General features: G+C 57.2%; 17 protein-coding genes, 1 tRNA gene and 2 pseudogenes. 11 read left to right on the top strand and 9 right to left on the bottom strand.

Annotated elements, in window-relative coordinates:
- Positions 1-106: 106 nt before the first annotated feature.
- Positions 107-1,498: an MATE family efflux transporter gene (locus ABSG47_RS14165; RefSeq protein ID WP_424170346.1), complete on the bottom strand. Its 1,392-nt coding sequence runs from the start codon at positions 1,496-1,498 to the stop codon at positions 107-109.
- 198 nt (positions 1,499-1,696) lie between these two features.
- Here ABSG47_RS14165 and ABSG47_RS14160 point away from each other — a divergent pair, with 198 nt between their 5' ends.
- Entirely contained in the window at positions 1,697-1,822 is a 126-nt protein-coding gene (locus ABSG47_RS14160; RefSeq protein ID WP_424170345.1) for a hypothetical protein, read from the top strand.
- 113 nt (positions 1,823-1,935) lie between these two features.
- Positions 1,936-3,420 (top strand): ankyrin repeat domain-containing protein, encoded by a 1,485-nt coding sequence (locus ABSG47_RS14155; protein WP_424170344.1) that lies wholly within the window; start codon positions 1,936-1,938, stop codon positions 3,418-3,420.
- 47 nt (positions 3,421-3,467) lie between these two features.
- Here ABSG47_RS14155 and ABSG47_RS14150 read toward each other — a convergent pair whose 3' ends face one another.
- Entirely contained in the window at positions 3,468-4,298 is an 831-nt protein-coding gene (locus tag ABSG47_RS14150) for a sugar phosphate isomerase/epimerase family protein (protein ID WP_424170343.1), read from the bottom strand.
- A 73-nt stretch (positions 4,299-4,371) separates the two neighbouring features.
- Entirely contained in the window at positions 4,372-6,897 is a 2,526-nt protein-coding gene (galA, locus tag ABSG47_RS14145; protein WP_424170342.1) for a beta-galactosidase GalA, read from the bottom strand.
- Between the two features lie 217 nt (positions 6,898-7,114).
- Between galA and ABSG47_RS14140 the strand changes: the two genes are divergently transcribed.
- From ABSG47_RS14140 to ABSG47_RS14130, 3 genes are all read left to right on the top strand, one after another.
- A tRNA-Ser gene (locus ABSG47_RS14140) sits at positions 7,115-7,204 on the top strand.
- 903 nt (positions 7,205-8,107) lie between these two features.
- On the top strand, positions 8,108-8,833 hold the full coding sequence (locus tag ABSG47_RS14135; RefSeq protein WP_424170341.1) for a Crp/Fnr family transcriptional regulator: 726 nt from the start codon (positions 8,108-8,110) through the stop codon (positions 8,831-8,833).
- A gap of 381 nt (positions 8,834-9,214) precedes the next feature.
- Entirely contained in the window at positions 9,215-9,502 is a 288-nt protein-coding gene (locus ABSG47_RS14130; protein WP_424170340.1) for a hypothetical protein, read from the top strand.
- A 354-nt stretch (positions 9,503-9,856) separates the two neighbouring features.
- Here the strand turns inward: ABSG47_RS14130 and ABSG47_RS14125 are convergent, their stop codons facing one another.
- Positions 9,857-11,935, bottom strand: coding sequence for a glutaminase family protein (locus ABSG47_RS14125; RefSeq protein ID WP_424170339.1), 2,079 nt, complete (start codon positions 11,933-11,935; stop codon positions 9,857-9,859).
- A gap of 529 nt (positions 11,936-12,464) precedes the next feature.
- Between ABSG47_RS14125 and ABSG47_RS14120 the strand changes: the two are divergent.
- The 5 genes and pseudogenes from ABSG47_RS14120 to ABSG47_RS14100 all read left to right on the top strand — a co-directional run.
- Positions 12,465-12,689: pseudogene (locus ABSG47_RS14120) on the top strand (transposase); the annotation flags it as partial.
- Between the two features lie 379 nt (positions 12,690-13,068).
- Positions 13,069-14,181, top strand: coding sequence for a Fic family protein (locus ABSG47_RS14115; RefSeq protein WP_424170338.1), 1,113 nt, complete (start codon positions 13,069-13,071; stop codon positions 14,179-14,181).
- Between the two features lie 623 nt (positions 14,182-14,804).
- Entirely contained in the window at positions 14,805-15,134 is a 330-nt protein-coding gene (locus ABSG47_RS14110; RefSeq protein WP_424170337.1) for a type II toxin-antitoxin system HigB family toxin, read from the top strand.
- Positions 15,131-15,532, top strand: coding sequence for a helix-turn-helix domain-containing protein (locus ABSG47_RS14105; RefSeq protein ID WP_424170336.1), 402 nt, complete (start codon positions 15,131-15,133; stop codon positions 15,530-15,532). The genes ABSG47_RS14110 and ABSG47_RS14105 overlap by 4 nt, the downstream gene beginning before the upstream one ends.
- Before the next feature lie 78 nt (positions 15,533-15,610).
- A complete protein-coding gene (locus ABSG47_RS14100) occupies positions 15,611-15,889 on the top strand; it encodes a hypothetical protein (RefSeq protein WP_424170335.1) in 279 nt (92 codons plus the stop codon).
- A 398-nt stretch (positions 15,890-16,287) separates the two neighbouring features.
- Here the strand turns inward: ABSG47_RS14100 and ABSG47_RS14095 are convergent.
- Positions 16,288-16,576: pseudogene (locus tag ABSG47_RS14095) on the bottom strand (DNA-primase RepB domain-containing protein).
- On the opposite strand from ABSG47_RS14095, the gene ABSG47_RS14090 reads away from it, so the two are divergent.
- Positions 16,496-16,795 (top strand): hypothetical protein, encoded by a 300-nt coding sequence (locus ABSG47_RS14090; RefSeq protein WP_424170366.1) that lies wholly within the window; start codon positions 16,496-16,498, stop codon positions 16,793-16,795. The pseudogene ABSG47_RS14095 and the gene ABSG47_RS14090 overlap by 81 nt on opposite strands.
- Here the strand turns inward: ABSG47_RS14090 and ABSG47_RS14085 are convergent.
- The 4 genes from ABSG47_RS14085 to ABSG47_RS14070 all read right to left on the bottom strand — a co-directional run.
- A complete protein-coding gene (locus ABSG47_RS14085; RefSeq protein WP_424170334.1) occupies positions 16,792-17,187 on the bottom strand; it encodes a single-stranded DNA-binding protein in 396 nt (131 codons plus the stop codon). The two genes, ABSG47_RS14090 and ABSG47_RS14085, sit on opposite strands and share 4 nt — an antisense overlap.
- A gap of 38 nt (positions 17,188-17,225) precedes the next feature.
- Positions 17,226-17,426 (bottom strand): hypothetical protein, encoded by a 201-nt coding sequence (locus tag ABSG47_RS14080; protein ID WP_424170333.1) that lies wholly within the window; start codon positions 17,424-17,426, stop codon positions 17,226-17,228.
- A 219-nt stretch (positions 17,427-17,645) separates the two neighbouring features.
- Positions 17,646-18,638, bottom strand: a complete 993-nt coding sequence (locus tag ABSG47_RS14075; RefSeq protein WP_424170332.1) for a TadA family conjugal transfer-associated ATPase — start codon at positions 18,636-18,638, stop codon at positions 17,646-17,648.
- Between the two features lie 4 nt (positions 18,639-18,642).
- Positions 18,643-20,685, bottom strand: a 2,043-nt coding sequence (locus ABSG47_RS14070; protein ID WP_424170331.1) for a VirB8/TrbF family protein, incomplete at its 5' end; no start/stop codon positions are given.

The raw sequence follows: 20,685 nt of genomic DNA, 5'->3' as shown, positions 1-20,685 counted from the left end.
AGGTCCATTTGTGGAGGGGTGTTGGCGAGGGTGAGTCCCGAATAAGGCAGGGATAAGGGACAAGGGAATAGGGACTAGAAAAGCAACGACAAAAGCCTTGCACGCTTCAAGATGAAATGCCGCGGTTTTCGGATCCCTGACCCCTGATCCCTGTTCCCTGTTTTTTGCTGTCTTTGTTCCAGCGGTAGAGGAGGGTGATGGAGATGACGATCAGGGCGACGGTGAGGCCGATCCAGAGGCCGTAGATGCCCCAGTGGAGGAGAAAGCAGGTGGCGATGCCGAGGGGCAGGCCGAGGAGCCAGTAGCCGACGAAGTTGGCCCACATGGGGGTGCGGGTTTCTCCAAGGCCGCGAAGAGCGCCGGTGGAGACGGTCTGGATGCCGTCGAAGACCTGAAAGATGGCGGCGAGGCCGAGGAGGCTGGGACCGACGGCCATGACGGCGGCATCGCGGGTGTAGAGCGCGATGAGCGGGCCGGGGGCTACGAAGAAGGCGATGGCGGCGAGGAGCATGAATCCGACGCCGAGAGCAAGGGCGAGCCAGCCGGCGCGGCGGGCTTTGGCGGCGTCGCCTGCGCCGATGGCGTGGCCTACGGAGACGGCTGCGGCTGAGGACAGGCCGAGCGGCACCATGTAGGTGAAAGAGGCGTAGTTGAGGGCGATCTGGTGGGTGGCGAGTTGCTCGGGGGTGAGCCAGCCAGCGGCGAGGGTGGCAAGGTTCCATGCGCCGACTTCTAAGACGATTTGGCCGGCGGCGGGCGCGCCTAAGCGGCTGAGCTGGCGGATTTTGAGCAGGCTGATGCGCGCCCAGTGGCGGAAAAGTGGATGACCGCGGCGGGCCTCGTAACGCCAGGCATAGAAGAAGAGAATGACGGCCATGGAGAGGCGTGCGATGCACGTGGAGACTGCGGAGCCGGGGACGCCGAGGCGCGGGAAGCCGAGTTTGCCGTAGATGAGAACCCAGTTGCCGAACCAGTTGAGGAGATTGGCGAAGACGAAGGCGACGGTGATGACCCGGACCTGGCCCACGCCCTGAAGATAGCGGCGGGCGGCGGCGTAGAGGAGCAACGGGAGGGTTCCGAAGGAGAGGATGCGGAGATAGGCGCCGGCGGGGACGGCGACGGATGACGCGATGCCGACGTGCGTGAAGCCGAAGCTGGCCGCGATGCTGAAGAGCATGAGCGGCGGAGTGATGATGCAGGCGAGATAAACGCCTTGAGCCAGCCAGTGATGGCAGGCTTCGTGATCGCCGCGGCCGTAGGCTTGCGAGACGAGGGTGTCGAGGCCGAGAAGGAGGCCGAAGCCGAACATGGAGGGGGTGTAGTAGACGGCGTTGCCGAGGGCGACGGCTCCGATGGCGGAGGGTCCGAGTGAGCCGACCATGATGGTGTCGACGATGGATTGAAGCATCCAACCGATTTCACTGAGAACGACGGGGAGAGCGAGCACGATCATGGCTCGCAGTTCCCTTTTCCAGTCGGATTGGATGGATTGAGACATGATTCCACTGTAACGGGCGGGGTGTGGAATTCGGGGTGTTGACGCGGGGGCGTGGCTGCGATAGCGTGGATGGGAGCGCGAAGGGCGCATCCAGTCCGCGGAAAGGGCCGTGCCCACCTTAATGCAAGACAATTGAAACGAAACTTCTTTCCTGCCTGATCAGTGCGGACTCCGGGCGCAACTTGAAAGGAGCTTCGTATGTCTGATCCGCTTGGCGCATTGCCTATCAAGAGCCTTCCTGCTCGTCCTAACCTTGACCAATACAAGAAACAAGCTAAAGAACTGCTGCGCGACTGGCGTGGCGGTGAGCGAAGGTCTGATTAAGTCCGTGAAGCATACCTCAGCGGCTAAAGCCGCATTGATTTTGCTGCATTTATGTCACGGCTGAAGCCGTGACCTACCGTTCGTGCCACTTAATCAGAGTTTCCTTAGCGCGTGTGGAACTGTATGCTCCGCGCGAGAGTGCGGCTTCACTAACGAATGCGCAGTTGGTGATTGCGCGTGAACACGGCTTTGCAAGTTGGCAGAGGTTTGCGACGGAGATCGAGCGATTGAGAGTGGCACGGGTTGTGGAGGAGATGGTTGATCCCGTGGCTGCGTTTTTGATTGCGGCCACTGTGCCGACAGATGGAAGCAGTCATGCAAACGGGACGCTGGAAGAGGCTCATGCGATTTTGGCGCATGAGCCGAGGACTGCGACGGCAAATATCTACACGGCTGTGGTGCTAGGAGATGAAGCGGCTGTGCGGCGGTTTCTGGCGACAGATGCAAGCCTGGCGACGGCGAAGGGGGGAGTACATGGTTGGGATGCGCTGACGTATCTGTGCTTCTCGCGGTATCTGCGGCTGGATGAGGCGAGAAGCGATGCATTTGTGCGTACTGCGCGAGCGCTGCTGGAGGCGGGCGCAAATCCGAATACTGGATGGACGACGACCGCTGTGTACAGCGGCGGTCCCAAAGAGGAGTATGAGCACGTGATGTACGGGGCTTCCGCGTTGGCGCGGAATGCGGAGCTGGTGCGTCTGTTGCTGGAGTTTGGCGCAGATGTGAATGACGGTGAGACCGCGTACCACGCATCGGAGGGATACGACAATACGGTGCTGGAGATTCTGCTGGAGAGCGGCAAGTTTAACGTGAGGGCGATGACGACGATTCTGCTGCGGAAGGCGGATTGGCATGATTTCGAGGGGTTGAAGTTGGCGCTGAGTTATGGCGCTGATCCGAATTGCATGGAGCATTGGGGATTCTCCGGCATGCACCATGCCGTGAAGCGCGACAACTGGATTGATGCCATTGCATTGTTGCTGGATCATGGCGGTGATGTGACGCTGAAGAACAAGTTTGGATTTACGGCGGCGATGCTGGCGGCGCGGCGTGGGCGCGGGGATTTGTTGAAGCTGTTTGTGGAATGTGGGATGGATGCGAAGCTGGAAGGCATTCATCGGCTGGAAGCTAGCTGTGCGATGGCCGATGATGATGCGATTCGGGCCTTGCTTGCGGAGGAGCCGGGATTACAGGCGGAGCTGATTGACACGGGAGGCTCGCTGCTGGCGCAGTTTGCGGGGAATGGCAACGTGGAAGGGATGAAGCGGCTGATGGAGCTTGGCGTAAAGCCGGATGCGTTGTATGAGGGCGATGGTTACTTTGAGATTGCGAAGGATTCGACGGCGCTGCATATGGCGGCGTGGCGCGGGCAGCCGGAGGCGATGAAGCTGCTGATTGAGCGCGGGACGCCGGTGAATGCGCTGGATGGCGTGGGGCAAACGGCGCTGCAACTTGCGGTGAAGGCGTGCGTGAGTTCGTACTGGCGGCAGCGGCGAACGCCAGAGTGGGTTGAACCGCTGCTGAAGGCTGGGGCGAGTTTGGATGGCGTTGAGATTCCGTGCGGGTATGCTGAGGTGGATGCGCTGCTGGCGCGATAGAGCGTCTGAGGTTGAATCAGCAGGATGACATGCATTGGGTGAGGATGCTATCCGTGTAATTCGCGGAAGTTCTCCAGGCAACGGCGGCAGGCTTCCAGGTGGGCCATGCCGGCAGGGTAGCTTTCCTGCTCGATGACGTACACTTCGATTCCGCCTACGGATTCCGCAGCTGCGAAAAGCGATTTCCAGTCGATCTTTCCATCGCCAAGCAGTACCGTTTGCCCGCCAGCGGATGCCCAGTCGTTGAGCTGAAGGGTGCGGGAGCGGCCGGGGTATTTCCTGATGTAGGCAATGGGGTCCAACCCGGAGGCTGGAAACCATGCCAGGTGCATCTGGCCGGTGACGCCTTGCACTGTGTTGTCCATGAAAACGTCCCAGGGGAGTTTGCCTTCCACGGGCTTCAACTCGGCGTCGTGATTGTGCAGGCCGACGTTCATGCCATGCTTCTGAAGCTTTGCCTGAATGGCATTGAAGGCTTTGGCGTGTTCGTACCACGGGGCTATGGTCGTGGTTGGATTCAACCATGAACAGATGAGATTGCGATTGCCTATCATCTGGTTAATCTCGATGGTTCGCTCGAGCTGATCGTCCTGAAAGAGCGAGAAGCTGTGATGCATGCTGTAGACGTTGAGCCCGTGGTCTTGGATGATTGCGGCGACGTCTTTGAATGGGCGCTCCCAAAGGGTCTCATTACTTACAAGTCCGCCTTTTTCGCAGACCAGCTCGATGCCGTCATAGCCCATCTTCCGGATCGCGGCAAGCGTGCCGGGAAGATCCTTGCCGGCTTCGTCGCGCAGAGAATAGAGTTCGAGCGAAACCGGGATCTTCTTTTTGGCCGCGAGTGGCGCGGCCATAAGCGGAGCGGCCAAACCGGCCATGACTGCAACTCCGCAGAACACGAATTCCCTTCTGGAATGTTCCACAACAGTCTCCTCAAGGATGCTTTCAGAGCTATGCCACCGAGGGGCGGAGGGTGACCTGCTTTGTGGTGATGGTGAGTTTGGCGGATTTGAGATTTGGGCCGTCCCAGCCGTCTTTAATGGCTTCGATCTCGATTGTGCCGGGCGTCTTGGTGCTTTGCAGGATGACTTGCGCGAGACCGTTGAAGAGTGAACGCTTGGGGGCTTTGTCGGCTTCCTGGCAGTTGGGGTCGCCGTTGCCGACGCCGATGAGCGCGCCTGCGCCGGTGACTTTGAATGCGATTTTGTTGTCGGCTGTTGGGACGGGGCGGCCCTGCTCGTCGAGAGCTTCAACCTTGAGGATGGAGAGGTCTTCGCCGTCGGCGTCGATTTCGGTGCGGTCGGCTGTGAGACGGATGGAGACGGCTTCGCCGGTGGTTTCACGCTTCTCTGTGAGGATGACTTTGCCGTCTTTGCTGGCGCGAGCTTCGATTACTCCGGGCTCGTAGCGAGCTTTCCACTCGACGTGGCCGAGGTGCGGCACCTTCTGGCTGCCAAGGCTCTTGCCATTGACGAAGAGCTCGACTTCATCGGCGTTGGAGTGGGCCCAGACGGGGATCTCATCGCCTTCGCGGCCATGCCAGTTCCAGTGCGGAAAGAGATGCAGCGAGGGTTGGGTTCCCCACCAGGCCTTGTAGTAGAAGTTGTAGTCCTTGGGGAATCCGCACATGTCGAGGATGCCGAATTGCGAGTTGATGGAAGGCCAGCCGTAGGGAGTGGGCTCGCCGCGGTAATCGAAGCCGGTCCATGCGAAGCCGCCGGCCAGCCACTCGCGCGTGCCGTAAAACTTCCACCACTCTTCCGGCGTTTCCCCCCAGGGGACGACGCCGTCATAGGAGTTGACGGTGTTGCGAAGTTTGTTTGTGGAGTACTCTCCGCGTGTGCTGATGGCGGAGGATGTTTCGGAGCCGTAGACGGCCATCTTCGGATTGTTTTTGTGATATTCGTCGGGAAACTTGAGGTTGTAGTTGAAGCCGATGATGTCGAAGGCTTCTGAAACGCCGGCTTTGTTGTCGCCGTTGACGGCGGCGGAGACGACGCGGGTGGGGTCGAGCTCATGGCAGAGGCGGACCATGGTGTGTGCGATCTTTGCGCCGATGTCCGGCTGCTGGCTTTGGAGTACCCATTCCTCATTGCCGACGGACCAGAGGATGATGGAAGGCGAGTTGCGATAACGCTTGATCATGGCGGTGAGCTGCGCCAGGCCTTCGGGGTTGGAGCTCATCATGCGGGTTTCGCACATCATCATCATGCCCATGTGATCGCAGGCGGAGACCCACTCGGGCGTGGGCGCGTTGTGCGAGGTGCGGACGGCGTTGCCGCCCATTTCCTTGAGCGCGGCGAGGCGGAACCACTGAAGACGATCAGGGAGCGCGGCACCAACGCCGGCGTGATCCTGGTGATTGCAGGTGCCCATGATTTTGACGGGCTGGCCGTTGAGGAAGAAACCTTTGTCCGCAGTGAAGAGAGCGGTGCGGACGCCGAATTGAATGCGCTCGGCGTCGATGGCTTTGCCTGACTGCTCCACCGTTACAACTGCTGAATAAAGGTTTGGCGCGTCCGGCGACCAGAGGGTGGGATTCGAGAGCTTGGCAGTGGCGGTATAGGTTGCGGAGCCATCGGCGGCGATGGTTTGAGCAGACGATTCCGCAGTGGCTACGGTTGCGCCTTTGGCGTCGAGGACTTTCCAGGTGACGCGAGCCGACGCGAAATCTTTGGATTGGTTTTCAACGATAGTGCCGAGTGAAAGCGATGCTGTGCCGCTTTTGAGATCGGTGCGAACATAGCTTTCCCACTGGCCGAGATGGATGGAACTGGTTTTTGTGAGCCAGATGTGGCGGTAGATGCCGGCGCCTTCGTAGAACCAGCCGTCGCCGAAGGAGGCGTCGACGCGGAGAACGATGGCGTTCTGCTGGCCGAAGTGGAGGAAGTCGGTGAGGTCGAAGCTGAAGGGCGCGTAGCCGTTGTCATTGCGGCCGATGAAGCAGCCGTTAACGAAGACGAGAACGCTGCGGAAGGCGCCGTCGAATTCTATGACGACGCGCTTGCCCTGGTCGGAGGCGGGGATGTCAAAGAGGCGGCGATACCAGCCGATGGAGGTCTCAGGATAGCGGCGACCGAGGGGCTTGTAGCCGTGAGATTGCTGCTCATCGTCGCGGACGAAGGGCAGCTCAACGGCCCAGTCGTGCGGCAGGTTGACGGTACGCCACTTGGATTCATCGAATTGCCATTTCTTGTTGTCGAACTTGACCCTGGAGAATTCGAATTCGCCGGTTTTGGAGAAGTCGCCCTGGCCGGTGCCAAAGCCCTGGTCTTTGGCTGGGTCAGAGCCGTGACCGAAGGTGAACTTCCAGTCGAAGTCGAAGAGGAGCTGCTCGCGGGGCGCGATGGCGGCGGAGTGATCGTCGAGCTGGCCTAGCGCGGCGGCGGTGCGTGCCCAGGCATTACGGGCGAGGATGGAAGATGCGGATAAAGCGAGACCGCCAGAGAGCACGTCCCGACGCGAGATGCCAGCCATAGATTCCCCCACAGGTTCAGGTCTTAGGTAAGTATGCACAGAGCGTGCAAATAATGCGAGATTGCAAGCAAGGGGCAACTATAAACGAGCGGGCGAGTGGAAGTAAACGGTTTCAGCCAAGAGTTTCAATCCCGAATGGAGAGCATGTTTGTGCGGTGAACCGGGCAGCTTAAGAAAAGGCTAGCTGTGATAAATTCAAAGAGACGAATTGTTTCCTGGAGAGATGGCCGAGTGGCTGAAGGCGCACGCTTGGAAAGCGTGTTTAGGGGAAACTCTAACCTGGGTTCGAATCCCAGTCTCTCCGCCAGCCTTGATTCTAAAAGAGTTACACCGAAATCACACTCGGGTTTACACTTTTCCGGCAATAATCCCTAAAAATCCAGCCAGTGCGGCGGTATCTCTCTACAGGAGCTACTACGCATGGCAGGCCTATCCGCCCGCCTTTACATCCGCGGCCGCCTGGACGACGGATCACGACCCTACTTCGACCCGCATTACGCCGCCAACGGCAAAATGAAGCGCTCTGGGCTGTCATCGACGGCAAGCCGGAACATCGCCCCGAGCCTGCTACTACCTCCGCTTTTTGCACGGCAAAAAACGCATCTTTGAGCGGGTAGGCTCTGATGCTCAGACGGCGCTCGCCGCTCTCAACCGCAGGGATACGATCCTCGCCGCAAACTCGCCGACGGCATCACCACATACAACTGTGAAATCGAGGCGATGAAATCGGGGCGGACGTTTGCCGCCTACAGCGAACACTGGAAATTGGAACCATTCTCAAAGAAGTAGATAAGCAGATTGCATTACTACAACAGGCCCGCGCATTGCTCACAGAGAGTGGTAAACCGTCGCGCAAACTTGTTCAGCGGAAGGAACGCAATCTCACTCCAGAGGCACGCAAGCGCATTGCTGATGGGCAGCAACCAAGAAGGCATAGCGATCACGGCTGCACATATTCCGGACCGAGAGCGGCGCACAAGGTATTTTCACGATAGCGGATAGTGTGCGGACAGTCTGAGTAAGAGCGCTCAGAGATGGAATGGAAACGAAGCGGAGATCGCCTTCAAAAATAGTGGAATGGTGTATAAAACGAGACAGACCGCTCTCCTGACGTATGAAAAACTCAGGTCGGACACGCTGTGCATCCGCACAGCGTACTTGGGTGAGGTCGCTTCCATTGTGAAGATACTGACCGGAAGGAAGCTATTTGATGACTCGCGCGACTCCGACTTCATTTGACCCTGCGTCATTCCTGGCACATGCTGGCCTTGGTAGAAGAATCGTCGAACTGAAGTCGGGCGAGAACTTCTTCTCCCAGGGGGACTCCGCGGACTTCGTCTTTTATCTTCAGAAGGGCCGCGCCAAGGTCACGGTCGTTTCCAAAGTTGGCAAAGAAGCCACCATCATGCTTCTCTCTGCACGCGATTTTGTTGGAGAAGAGGCGCTTGCAGCTGTGGCAGGACTACGACTGGCCACGGCGACCGCCGTCACCGCCTGCACTGCACTTAAAATCATGAAAGAAGAGATGGTCCGCGTAATGCATGACGAGCATGCGTTCTCAGACCTGTTCCTTGCATTTCTGCTGGCCCGCAGCATGCGCACTCAGGCCGATCTTGTAGACCAGCTCTTCAACTCCAGTGAAAAACGTTTGGCGCGGATTCTCTTGTTGATGGCGGAGTTTGGCAAACCAGGTGAACCAGAGAGGCTCATTCCGAAGATCACGCAGAAGTCACTGGCCGATATGATCGGCACGACACGGTCTCGCGTCAGCTTCTTTATGAACCGGTTCCGCAAACTGGGCTTTATCGATTACAACGGTCGTATCCGCGTACATAAATCTCTGCTCAATGTGGTTCTGCACGATCAACTGCTGGATGATCACTCCGTAACGCCTAAACTTTCCATGACTCCACGGGGTCGATCAAAGTCCGCCTAGTGGTCCAGCCCAGCCCATTCGACTGTTGTGAGCGGAATTGCTCAGAAGTGTCAGTGCTACGCGGTTACTATTCTGCTGCTAGCACAAAATCCAGCAGCAGAGGGACACGCGATGCTATCTCAAGCGAAATTCCATCACAGACACAACAAATACGGAGGCCACGATTCGATTTGTACCGCGTGCCTTATGACCGTGGCATGGGTAGAGTTTGAATGGGAGTTGGTCCCTATTGAATCCGCACACGCTTGTGACCCAGTGAACCTGTATTGGATGTGTCAAGGAAGAGTGTCCGCACTTGTACCGAGTCAAGCAGTTGCGGCCTATTCCCTCTTCATCGAACAACCTGGTCGGCTCGTCTGTGACAGTCCAGAAAGAGTGTAGATGAGCAAATATGCAGAGCTGCTGGTTTCGACCGATCGCGAATACATCAGCCTATTGATGAAGTCTTTGGTTGGTTTAGACGAACTACAAGTGGCTTGGGAGGTAAAGACTAAACATAACCTCCAAGGCCCTGACGAGGGGACGACGACGATGTTTCGGGAAGAGCCTATGCGTATCGCGAATACCTGGGAGAAGGACGTAGTACTTGACCCCTCACACCTAAGCCTTTACTTAACGGCTTTCCTCGAATCCGGCGCATCCGGCGAATACCTAGATACGACCTTTTAGCGCTTGGCACGGTACAGAAGGCCACTGAGCGCGAACCCTGGTCGGGATGGGATGCGCCTTCAATTACTCGACGCGGCCGTTCTTCCGGCTGCTGCACATGATTGATCGGTTGGCTAGTAGAAGCGTCTGATTAAGTCCGTGAAGCATACCTCAGCGGCTAAAGCCGCATTGATTTTGCTGCATTTATGTCACGGCTGAAGCCGTGACCTACCGTTCGTGCCACTTAATCAGAGTTTCCCTAAATTTCCCTGGGGTCTTCGGCCAATGGCCAGAGTCTGTTTTGATGTGGGTCTCACATACGGCATTTCAGGCCGCTGCGGGCTTATGAGATAGCTTGTAGCAGGGACACCACAATTATGGTGTAGATGCGGCTTTTGCTCGCCATTTTGCGGTGAGTTGTTTGTCTGCCAGCGCCTTGATGAAGACGCCTCCTACGACGCTGCGGGCCTGAAAACCTACCTGTTTTCCAGTCTTCGTGTCGTACCAGTCTGTCAATGGCACTCGGCTTGGGGTTTCATTGATCCAGCGATACATTGGATCCATGATTGCGTTGAACTGATGTGGATCCGAGGTTAGTGTGGCAGTCCAGAGCGACCAATCAAGTTTGGTGTAATCGGCGCGAACGTCAAGCGGAAGCCCGTATTGATTGATCTTCGTCATGTAATACGCCATTTCCGCTTCGCGGACTGCTGGAGGAAACAGGTTGTAGTCGAGCACAATGTCCCACACGAGGTTATATTTCTGACTCCAAGTGTTGGGGCTATCAAACGCCAGCTTGTAGTGATTGCCTTCCCGAGCCATATCGACCCATTTTGAGGCCATCGACTTTGCGGCTGTGCTCATGTCTTTTGCTATGTCCTCATGCTTGAGCAAGCGCGCTAAATCCGCGTACGCGGCAATCGCATCAATTGCCTTAATGGAGAGATTGGCGTTGTGCGCGACGTGGCCGGCGAAATCATCCGTGGTGAGCTGGTTTTCGGGATCAAGCCCTTTGCTACGCAGATATTGTGCCCACTGTGTGAGCTGCGGCCAATAGCGCTGGGCAAGGTCTGTATTGCCCTCCGCGCGGGCAAGAGCATCGACCAAGATGAGCATATTTCCGCTCTCTTCGACAGGCATCTGGTCTTCTTCTGTCTTTTCGCCACCGCCGTAGACTTGCCCGTTTGCAAGTGGATATTGGCCAAGATCGTGCGGTGAGAATGGAAACTTCCAGCGGGCAAGCGCGGAATATGCAAGCACTGGACGCAACTGCGCCTCAAGCAGCTTAGGCTGAAAGAAGAGGAAGAATGGCGCTGAGGGATACAGCACATCGACGGTGGCGATGCAGCCGTTGGAGAAATTTTCCTTGGCAAAAAGCATCGGATCACCGTTTACGTCCGCGACCAATTTGTGCGCAGCCAGCGTTTGACGATATGCCAGAATCGCGAGCGCAGCGTAGTGCTCTCCTCCCGTCGTAGTCAGATCCTTCGTCAACTCCGTGTCAAAAGCGGAGCCACGTTTTTCGAGTTCGGCATACTGCGACTCCGCCGTGTCGAGCATTTCCTCAACGCTTTGGTTGTTGCGCTGCCAGTAAGGCCGCAGGTTGCGCTGCAGATATTGAATGGCATAGCATTCGGTGTAACTCACGAGCAGGTGCCGCTCAACGGGCGATGAAGCTACATCGCCAAAGCTGAGTGCCGCGGCGAGATGAGAACTCGATCTGCCGGCGGGATGCGGCATGTCGAATGTGTCACTCGCAGGAAGCTTGCCGCTGCCGGCAAAATTCCCTGAAATGTCCTGAGCAATTGCCGTTTCCGCTTCCTCGTCTTTGGGAATCGCCAGATGAAAATACCCCCAATCGATACGCAGATTATCCCCGGAACGGTTGAGGATTTTCTGATCGCTCGATCCAACAGAGAGCACATGCAGCCGGGAAGTCTGATGCCGCGTTTCTATTACATTTTGAGAACGGTCGTTGACTGCAATTACGGGATCGACATCGAGCAGCACCGACACCCTGTGCGTGCCACCATCGGTTGCGCGCGCGGTCCACGACATATAGGTCACTGGACGCGAAAGCAGGTCCAGATCCGCCATGATTGCCGGAGTGAAAAAGGTCAGTTCCAATGCGATGCCGCCCTGATGAAATTCATAGCGCGTGTGCGTAGGCGTGACGAGCCTGCTGGTCTGCTCCATGGCGGGAAGGTTTTCTGGATGCTTGCCCATGAAGCGATACGACTTGCCGTCAATGCGCGCGATGCCGCCGATGGGCTGGGAGGCGCCGGTCCAGTGGCTCGTATCGGAATCTGCGAGATTGTCTGTTGTGGACCAAATGCTGAAGTAGGGATCATGCGTAATCAACGGAGTTGCAGGAGGCCTTAGCTGGCTAAAAGCAACAGAAGCGTAAAAACAGAGCACTACCAGACAGCCTGAACGCAGCGAAAGACTCCTCATCCAATCCCCTTCTCGCAATCCAATTGATTTGTGTGTTTACGGCCGTGTTTGTTGGGAAACGTTGAATTCAATTGTGCCGCGCCAATTGGCATCGATCCCGGCACTACCGCGGTTGTAATGATTTTCTAAGATTATGGGCTCACAGGCACACCGGGAGTCGCGTTGTTATCATTCTTGCATTTGAGCTGAGTCGATTTTCATTGCGCTCCTCATAGTGACGCTCTGACGTTCCTATATTGGCGACCTCAAAGAGCCAGTCTCCGACTGTGCGATCAAGCAGCAGATTCCACTCAAAAGTGTATGGAGTTTTTCCATTCGGCTGGATAAATGAGACCGTCGGTTCCGCTCCTGAGAAGCTCCCCTCTGTCATCTCCGACGAGTACATGCCTGGCACGCCGTTGCGGCTCTTCTAATTCTTTGCCTTACCGCAACAGCCAGCGGGCAACAACCTCCGGCCTTGTCCAAGTGGAATGCCCGGCACTTTTTGTACCAGTTGATGTGCGAGAAACTGGTATGAAGGGAGCCTTTCATGGCACGAGGAAAGAAGCAGACGCCAGAGCAGATCGTGAGTCTGTTACGTCAGGTTGAGGTTGGGGTGGCGACCGGGAAGACAACGGCCCAAGCAAGCAAAGAGGCGTTGATTACGGAGCAAACGTACTACCGATGGCGCAAGGAGTACGGCGGCTTGCAGGTAGATCAGGCGCGGCGGCTAAAGGAGCTTGAGCAGGAGAACGGCAAGCTGAAGCGATTGGTAACCCTGTCGCATGAGATGGTACAGGTATTGTTCGCGCTCCCTAAGACAAGGCGCCTCCAGGAAGCGGGAACGGGTATTTGGTTCCTCAAAAAGCTCGATCTCCATCATCGGTCGGTGTCCCTTCTTTGTCTGAGATCACATGTGATCTGAAAATATCAGATACAGTGGGCCATTCACGCGACTTTGGCCGCTCGTCCAGCGAAGATAGCTAGGGCAATTTGCTGCGCCAGCGGCGCACCAAATTTGGCTCATCCCGATGGGGCTTTGGGTCACCGTTCTCCTGCCCCATCCCTACTGGATCATGTGGTGAGCGACAGTGCCAGCCGCTATCAATCACAAACTGTCGTATGATGAGCGATAAGGAGCCTTCGTATCGCTCATGAAATGGAATTGGCAAAGCCCGGATTGGCCCAATTTCAAGTGGAACCGCTCGCGGCTTTCTGCTGCCGAAGAGCAGTTTCTGCTTGGCGCCGGTATCGCGATCGGCACGGTCAAACACCTGGCGGAGGACGAGCACAATCAACTCCTCGTGGAAGTAATGAGCGGGGAGGCCGTGACCACATCGGCCATCGAGGGTGAAGTGCTCAATCGGGCCAGTGTGCAGTCGTCCATCCTACGCCAGCTCGGGCTCGCATCCCCCGACAAGCGGCGTGCGATGCCCGCGGAAGAGGGCATCGCGGAGATGATGGTCGATCTCTATCGGTCGTTTTCAAATCCGCTCTCCGATGAAATGTTGTTTGGCTGGCACCGGATGTTGACTACAGGCAGAAAAGATCTCGCTGACATCGGAAGGTATCGGACGAGCAAAGAGCCGATGCAAGTGATCTCCGGTCGGATCGGCGCTCCGATCGTGCATTTCGAAGCCCCGCCGTCAAAGCAAGTCCCGGCAGAGATGAAGCGGTTCATCTCCTGGTTCAACCGCACCGCACCACAGGGCAAGGAGGCATTGCCGGCCATCACCCGCGCCGGCGCAGCCCATCTGTTTTTCGAGTCGATCCATCCGTTCGAGGACGGCAACGGGCGCATCGGCCGCGCCATCGCGGAAAAGGCGATGCCCCAGAGTTTCGGACAGCCGGTACTCGTCTCTTTGGCGACGACCATCCTGGAACATCAAAAGAACTATTACGAGGCGCTTGAAAGAGCCAATAAGCAAATCGACATTACGGAGTGGCTCCTCTGGTTTGCCGGAATTGCGTTGGAAGCGCAGCGGCGGAGCATCGCGCAAGTGGAGTTCCTCATCGCCAAGGCGAAGATGATGAATGGACTGCGCGGCCAGATCAATGAGAGACAGAGGAAGGCTTTGTTGCGGATGTTCCGAGAGGGTCCCGAAGGGTTCAAGGGTGGACTGAGCGCGGGCAATTACAGCACGATTACGGGAGCATCCCCGGCAACGACCACCCGCGATTTAGCGGACTTAGCCGAAAAGGGCGCACTACGCCGCACTGGCGAACGCAAACATGCTCGCTATGCGTTGAATCTGAAACAAGAATAAGGGAACAGAGTGTCTCCGCATTCCGGGGGGAGGACTTTCCGCTTTTTCGTTCAGCACTTTTAAAACACCCTCGCGGGTGGAGACCGTGACATTCGTGTGGGAGTTGTCCTTCGCTTGCGACTGGCGATCCAGATGCTTTACAGGCTGTCCAAAAATTGCATCAACTGGGCGTCATCCCGCCACCTCTTCTTGGCCCGTCACGGGCTGAGCTTGTCCAGTTGCGTCCGAAACACGCGACACCCCGAACCGTGTTCTTGCCTCGTCCCAATTGCAATAAATGAGCCAGATATTGCTCTCGTTCTTTGAGAAGCGGCGCGGCTCTGTGCCGGTGGTGAACACTTGGCCAGCTAGAAAGGCTCTCTATCAAATCGCCATTCTCCTTTGGCCGCCGGCACCGAGGTTCAAAACATTGACGCGGTCTACCCCGATGAGGGAAACAGACATCGTAACTTTCATGGAAACTTCCTCCGCAGAAGTAGCGTGAAAACAGTCCTTACCTTAGATAGCGAGTCACTGATTTGGGGTGTCTTCCTGCCGATGCGCCTCGGATGAGGCGGCTTTCCGGGGCAGAGGGGAGGTGGGCCGCCTTGACGACTTCACGAATTGTGAAGTATCGTAGGTAAGTGCATATTGTGACCCGCAGGCATCTGGGCGAAGCGAGGAAGCGGTATCCGGATGCGGCGGGTGAAATGGAAGCCTGGACAGGCATTATCGAGACGGTCCGCTGGCATAATTTCGCGCAAGTGCGGGAGATGTTCCAAGATGCCGATGCCGTCAACGGATATGTGGTCTTCAACATTCGGCGGAACCGCTACCGACTCATCACCGTCATCCATTACGCCAAGACGACGGAAGAAAAGTATACGGATGGGCATGTGTATATCCGTTCGTTTCTGACGCACAAGGAATATGACAATCCCAGCAACTGGGATCGGAGGTTCAGAAGCCAATGAGCACAGTGCTTGCCAATCCGGCAGAGATGATCGCGCACGGCGCTCCGCGTGTCATCCACAATGATGCGGAGCTGGAAGCCTATACGGACGCGCTGTTTCAACTGACTGCCTTAGAGAACCCATCTGTGTCGGAGATGGAAGCGATTGAGTTGCTGACCCTGCTCGTGGAGCGTTACGAACAGGCGCACTATCCTATCCCTGCCGCTGGGCCGGCCACGGTGGTGCGATTCCTTATCGAACAGCAGTACCTGACCCAGCGGGATTTGATTCCTCAATTCGGATCGGAGAGTGCCGTGTCCATGTTTCTGGCCGGACAGCGGAAGCTCACTTTGGCGCAGGTGCGAAGATTGAGTGCCCGATTCAAGCTGCCTGCGGATATTTTCCTTGCGAAGGAATAGCAGAACATGATGACGATCACCGTCAAAGAAAAGAGGACAGCCATGACATAGGTTCGCAACTGCGACCAGGAGTTTGTCATGAGCCGTTCCTACCGGCGCCCGTATGCGGCGATCACCGGAACTGCCAGCGCCAAAGACGATAAGCGCATGGCCCAACGCGGCATCCGCCGCAAGCAAGATCTCACGCTTAAAACCTGTGCTGACTTCGAGGAGTTGCTTCTGCCCCATCGTCTCGAATGTGCCTGGAACAACACCTACTCCTGGGGCCGCGATGGCAGCCAGATGTATTTCGGCCCCGAGCGCCGTGCAGCGGACGAATGGCGCGAGCGTTACCACCGCAAGCTGCTGCGGAAGTAAGTCTCCCATTTGCACGAATCTGGAACCAGCCTATGATTACACCTTTGCCGACGGCCATCCGCAGTCGAGCGGCATGTCTGCCAGTCTGCTGATTGGCATTCGGTAAAGCATGGGGCTACGGAGGGTGAATGGGTTCCGAGGGGTTCGTAGGCGAGCGCCTGCAGACGGTAGAGCCGGTGCCTCCAGCCGCCGATGATGACGACCTGATCGAGCCAGGGATACAGGGTGTCGATCAAACGCGCGAAATGTTCGACATCGGGATTGGCGTCCATCAGGGTCTCTTCTCCAGTATGGAGGAGAAGACGCGACGCCAGATTTGCTCAGCCTGGGCGGCACCGCGGGCCGGGTGCGAACCAACATCGAGCCAGACCTGGAGGATGTCCGCAGCCGGGACACCTTTATTTTCGACCGCACCACGAAAGACAGACTCCCGAAATACGGGAAAGCGCCTGATACTTGCCGGGCGATGTGGCGAGGATGGCCGTCGGAGGCGGCACCGCATCCGATGCCCGGAGCGCAGCGACACGGGCATCTCCATCGCAGTCGATATCTATATAGATGGCGAACGGATGCGATGCTCTCTTTCGTCCTAGGCCGGCTGCCAGAGTGGAGTGGATTGGCGGCGACATAGACGTTGGCTCCAGCATGGTTCTCGTGGGCCAGCCAGCGGAGATAGCTTGGCGCAATCGCCTGTTCCAGCCGAACGATCCGCTGGGCGGGTCGGTCGGCGCTTTCGCTGCGGAGCAGAAGAGCAATGGTCTCCCCCGGAGCGAAGCAACGGGTAAGAAAGTCCGTCGCGGCTTGACTCATGATGGACACCTCGGATGCGATGGAATGCTGCGGGCCTTTAGCGTGCGCGAAACCCGGCTTTCGCCGGGCTCGCCTGATAGCGATGACATGCCCTAGAAGGGAATGTCATCGGACTGATCTGGACCGCTCTCCAGGTCTTCCGGGGCCGCTTTTTCGGCCCGGTCGAGTTTGAGGATGGAGGATACCCGGATGCTGTCGGTGCGAACCGGCTTCTTCGCCTTCTTGGGCGTGTACTCGGTGTGGCGAATTTCGCCTTCGATGTAGAGGTGCGTGCCCTTCTTGAGCGTGCCGGCGAAGTCGCTGAGGCCGCCGAAGACGATGCAGCGGTGCCACTCGGTGAACTGTTTGTACTCGCCGCTCTCTTTGTCCTTGTAGCGGGTCGAAGTCGCCAGGGAAAAGGTGGTGAACTTGCTGTCGTTCTTGCCGGTGCGAACTTCGGCATCGGCACCGAGGAATCCCATCAGTTCTGCTTTGTTCTTTATGTACATGGTCGTGTCTCCGTTTTGAATTCCCGTTCTTGCTCGGGTCACACCGGGCGAAGCCTAGCGAGTGGGCGCGACTCCCAAGTGCCAAGCTCTGCATTTACGGAGGGTCCGCCGAAGGTGGAAACCGTAACCCGAAGGGCAATGCAATCGAAGCAGAAGAGCGCCGCGCCGCCGGGCGTCGCATAAGCCCCGAAGCAGTGACCGAGCATGACGAGGAATTGAGGTGGAGAGACACGCCTCAAGCGCGAAGTTCTCGATGGGCTTCCCGACGATGCCATGCTCCGGCAAAGCAAGTTCCTTCTCCGCGCCTCGACCGCACAAGAGGGGAGCGGCAAAGCATCACCGATGGCACTGCGATTCCCGCCGCAATCTTCACGTTCAAGAGCGCACCATTCCAGCGAAGGTTCCGACACCCGATGCCCGGTAAGAAGACAGGCTGCAACGAATCCGGTTCTCATCGTTCACCTCACGTCCGGGCGTTCGGCGGCATCGGCAGGAGCGCGGTAGATTTCCTCGGTCTGAAAAGACTGATCGGCATGGGCATAGCCGGTGACGGCAATCAACTCACGCACGCGGCGTCGGCCCGCAGCATTGCGCTCGCAGTACAGAACGAAGTCGATGGCTTCTGCCGTCTCCGAACGCACGAAGGCATGATTGAGATTGGGCCTGGCACTGCGGGCCAGATCCGATAGGCGATTGAGAGCGTCCCACGCGGACTTCGCGTGGATGGTCGAAAGCGTTCCACCATGCCCGGTATTCATGGCTTGCAAGAGGTCATAGCCGCATTCATCGCGGATTTCCCCCATGATGATGCGATCAGGACGATGACGGAGAGCGGCGGCCAAAAGCTGGCTTGGAGTCACGGCAACCTGGCCGGGAATCGCTTCGACGGCCTCCCAACGAACGACGTTGGGATGGGCTATCTTCAACTCTGCGGGCTGCTCGATCACCACGAGCCGTTCGTTCAATGGAACATGGTCCAAGAGCGCCTTCATCAATGTGGTCTTCCCGGAACCGGTTCCGCCGCTGATGATGCCGTTCTTCTTCTGGCTGACCAACTCCACAACGATGTCCCGAACCTCGGCGGCAAGGCTGCCGGAAGCAATCAGTTCGTCGCTTCTGAACCAGCGATTGAATTTGCGAACGGTGCGGGTTGGGCCGTGAATGGAAGAGGGAGCGCCAACGACGGCGACACGGGAGCCGTCCGGCAGGCACGTATTCAGGATAGGATTCTGGCTGGTAAGGTCTTGGCCCAGGATACGGGCGACGCGCTCGATGGCAGCTTGGAGCCGGTCATTCGTGTACGGGGTTGCGAGCGGTATGTGCTCCACAACCCCGCCACGATCTGCGTAGACACCCGTAGTTCCATTAATCATCAGGTCCGAGATGGACGGGTCTAGCAGAAGCTCGCGCAGTTCTTCGGGAAAGAACGGCAGAATGAGTTTGTAGCTCATACGATCACCGCCTGCCCCTGCTTGCTGCGGCAACGGGAAATATGAGCTTGACGTTATATGAGTTACAGCGCATAATGATTTTATGGCTTACGAGATTCGCGCGACGCCTGAGTTTCGGGAATGGATGCAGACCCTTTCTCCGGAAGAACGGGAGTCCTTCGATACAGCCGTAAACCTTCTCAAGGAAAAAGGTCCGATCCTCGCTCGGCCTTATGTCGATACCGTTAAAGGATCGGCATTTCCCAACATGAAGGAATTGCGAACCGCGCACGACAAACATCTGGCGCTTCGCGCATTCTTTGCTTTCGATCCCCAACGTGCCGCCATCCTGCTTATCGGTGGCGATAAACATGGACGGCGCGGCTTTTACGAGAAGCTGATTCGCAAAGCCGATGAACTCTACCGTGAACATCTGCGCGCATTGAAAAAGTAAGCGCCAACCTGCATCCACGGCGCGAGAAAGGAAATTATGGCAAACAAGACTCTCACCTACGACAGCATCGCCAACGAGCTGATGACCCCGGCCAGCCGCGCCCGCGCAAAAAAGCGCGCCAACGCCATTCTCAAACGCATGACGCTCAATGAACTGCGTAAGGACCGTAAGATGACCCAGGGAAAACTCGCGCTCGCCATGAAGATGGAGCAAAGCGAAGTTTCCCGCCTCGAAAAACGCGCCGAGGTCAAACTCGGAACACTGCGTAACTACGTCAGCGCCCTCGGCGGACATATCGAAATTCGCGCCGTCTTCCCAGACAAAAACGTCGAACTCGCGCTCTCTGAATAGCGCAGCCGACTGGCAGGCTCGTGTGGAAGACGCTCCGCGCGCCTGAATTGACATAGTAAGTCTCATCGAACTGCTCCATCGGAGGATCTCGAACTGCGGGAATATCTTCGCCTGATCGCTCACCTGTTTTGGGTTCAGGTAATAAGTGACACTGAGCAGCCAGTGTTCCGTCCGGGGATCGTGAGAGGTTGCGGATGAGTAGAGCTTGTCGATGGCAATCAACGCTGTCCCACGGGTGATAACACTGCCCTGCACGGTCTCCTGCGTCATCGAAGTAATCGTGACGTTCTTCACTTCCACATCGTTCTGCTCAACCTGCCCGTTCGTGACCTGGGAAACGAGATGATTGGCGTTGTCCACGTTCATCAGTTGCGAAGACACTGCACTCGACAGGAAGTAATAGTTGAGCGGATATTTCTTCGCGATGGTGTCGCGGCTGATGGTGTAGCGATAGGTGCTCCAATCCGTGAGGTAGGTCCGCACCTCACCCTCGCGCGGGCTGTAGCTCAAATCGCTGTACTGGATTGCCTGAGCACGGCCCATCTCGTCGATGCGCACGTAGCGGTTGGCGATAGGACGACGGGCGAGCGATAGATTCAAGCCCATCGAACCCAACAGAAGCACAGTTCCGCAGCCGAGGATGATGCGATCGTACTCGCCCATGAGGCTGGAGTATCCCGCCTCCGGTAATGTCAGGCCGCCGACACCTTGATTGCCGAGATTGTTCACATTGGCCGCAAACGAAAGCGTTGCCACATCCTTGGAAGAAGCCTGCCAGTCCCCACGAGCAGAACCGATCCAGAGCCGCTGGGGTGCAGAGACTGTCTCATGCAAGGGTGTCTGATTGCCATTAGTGTCCAGCGTGATCGCGTTCACGACGTTGAACTCATTGATATCCCGCTTTTCGAGAGCCAGCGAAAAGTCACTCTTCTTCGAGGTGATAGGCCCGCTCAGTTCAAACCCGTAACGCTGTTTACTGGCGGGTGTCGCGGTCAAGGAAAACGGGTCCGTCGCGTTGAACATGCCGTCACTGTCGGTAAAGAACAACGCACCGTGAACTTTATCCGCTCCTGGCTTGGTCGTAATCTCCACCCGACCGCCCTGAAACGTCGGTCCTTCATATTCCGGGGAATACGGATCCGGATTGACGCGGATCGAAGCGATGGAGTTTTTAGGCGGCATGGCGCTCGCATTCTGGAATCCATCCACGACGAAGGTAGTCGATTCGGGAGCACCGCCGCCGCTGGAGCCCATTATCTGGAG

The organism is Occallatibacter sp. (assembly GCF_049510455.1).
Classification (GTDB): Bacteria; Acidobacteriota; Terriglobia; order Terriglobales; family Acidobacteriaceae; genus Telmatobacter.
The sequence above is the reverse complement of the archived record's forward strand: the minus strand, read 5'-3'. Positions and strand labels throughout refer to the sequence as shown.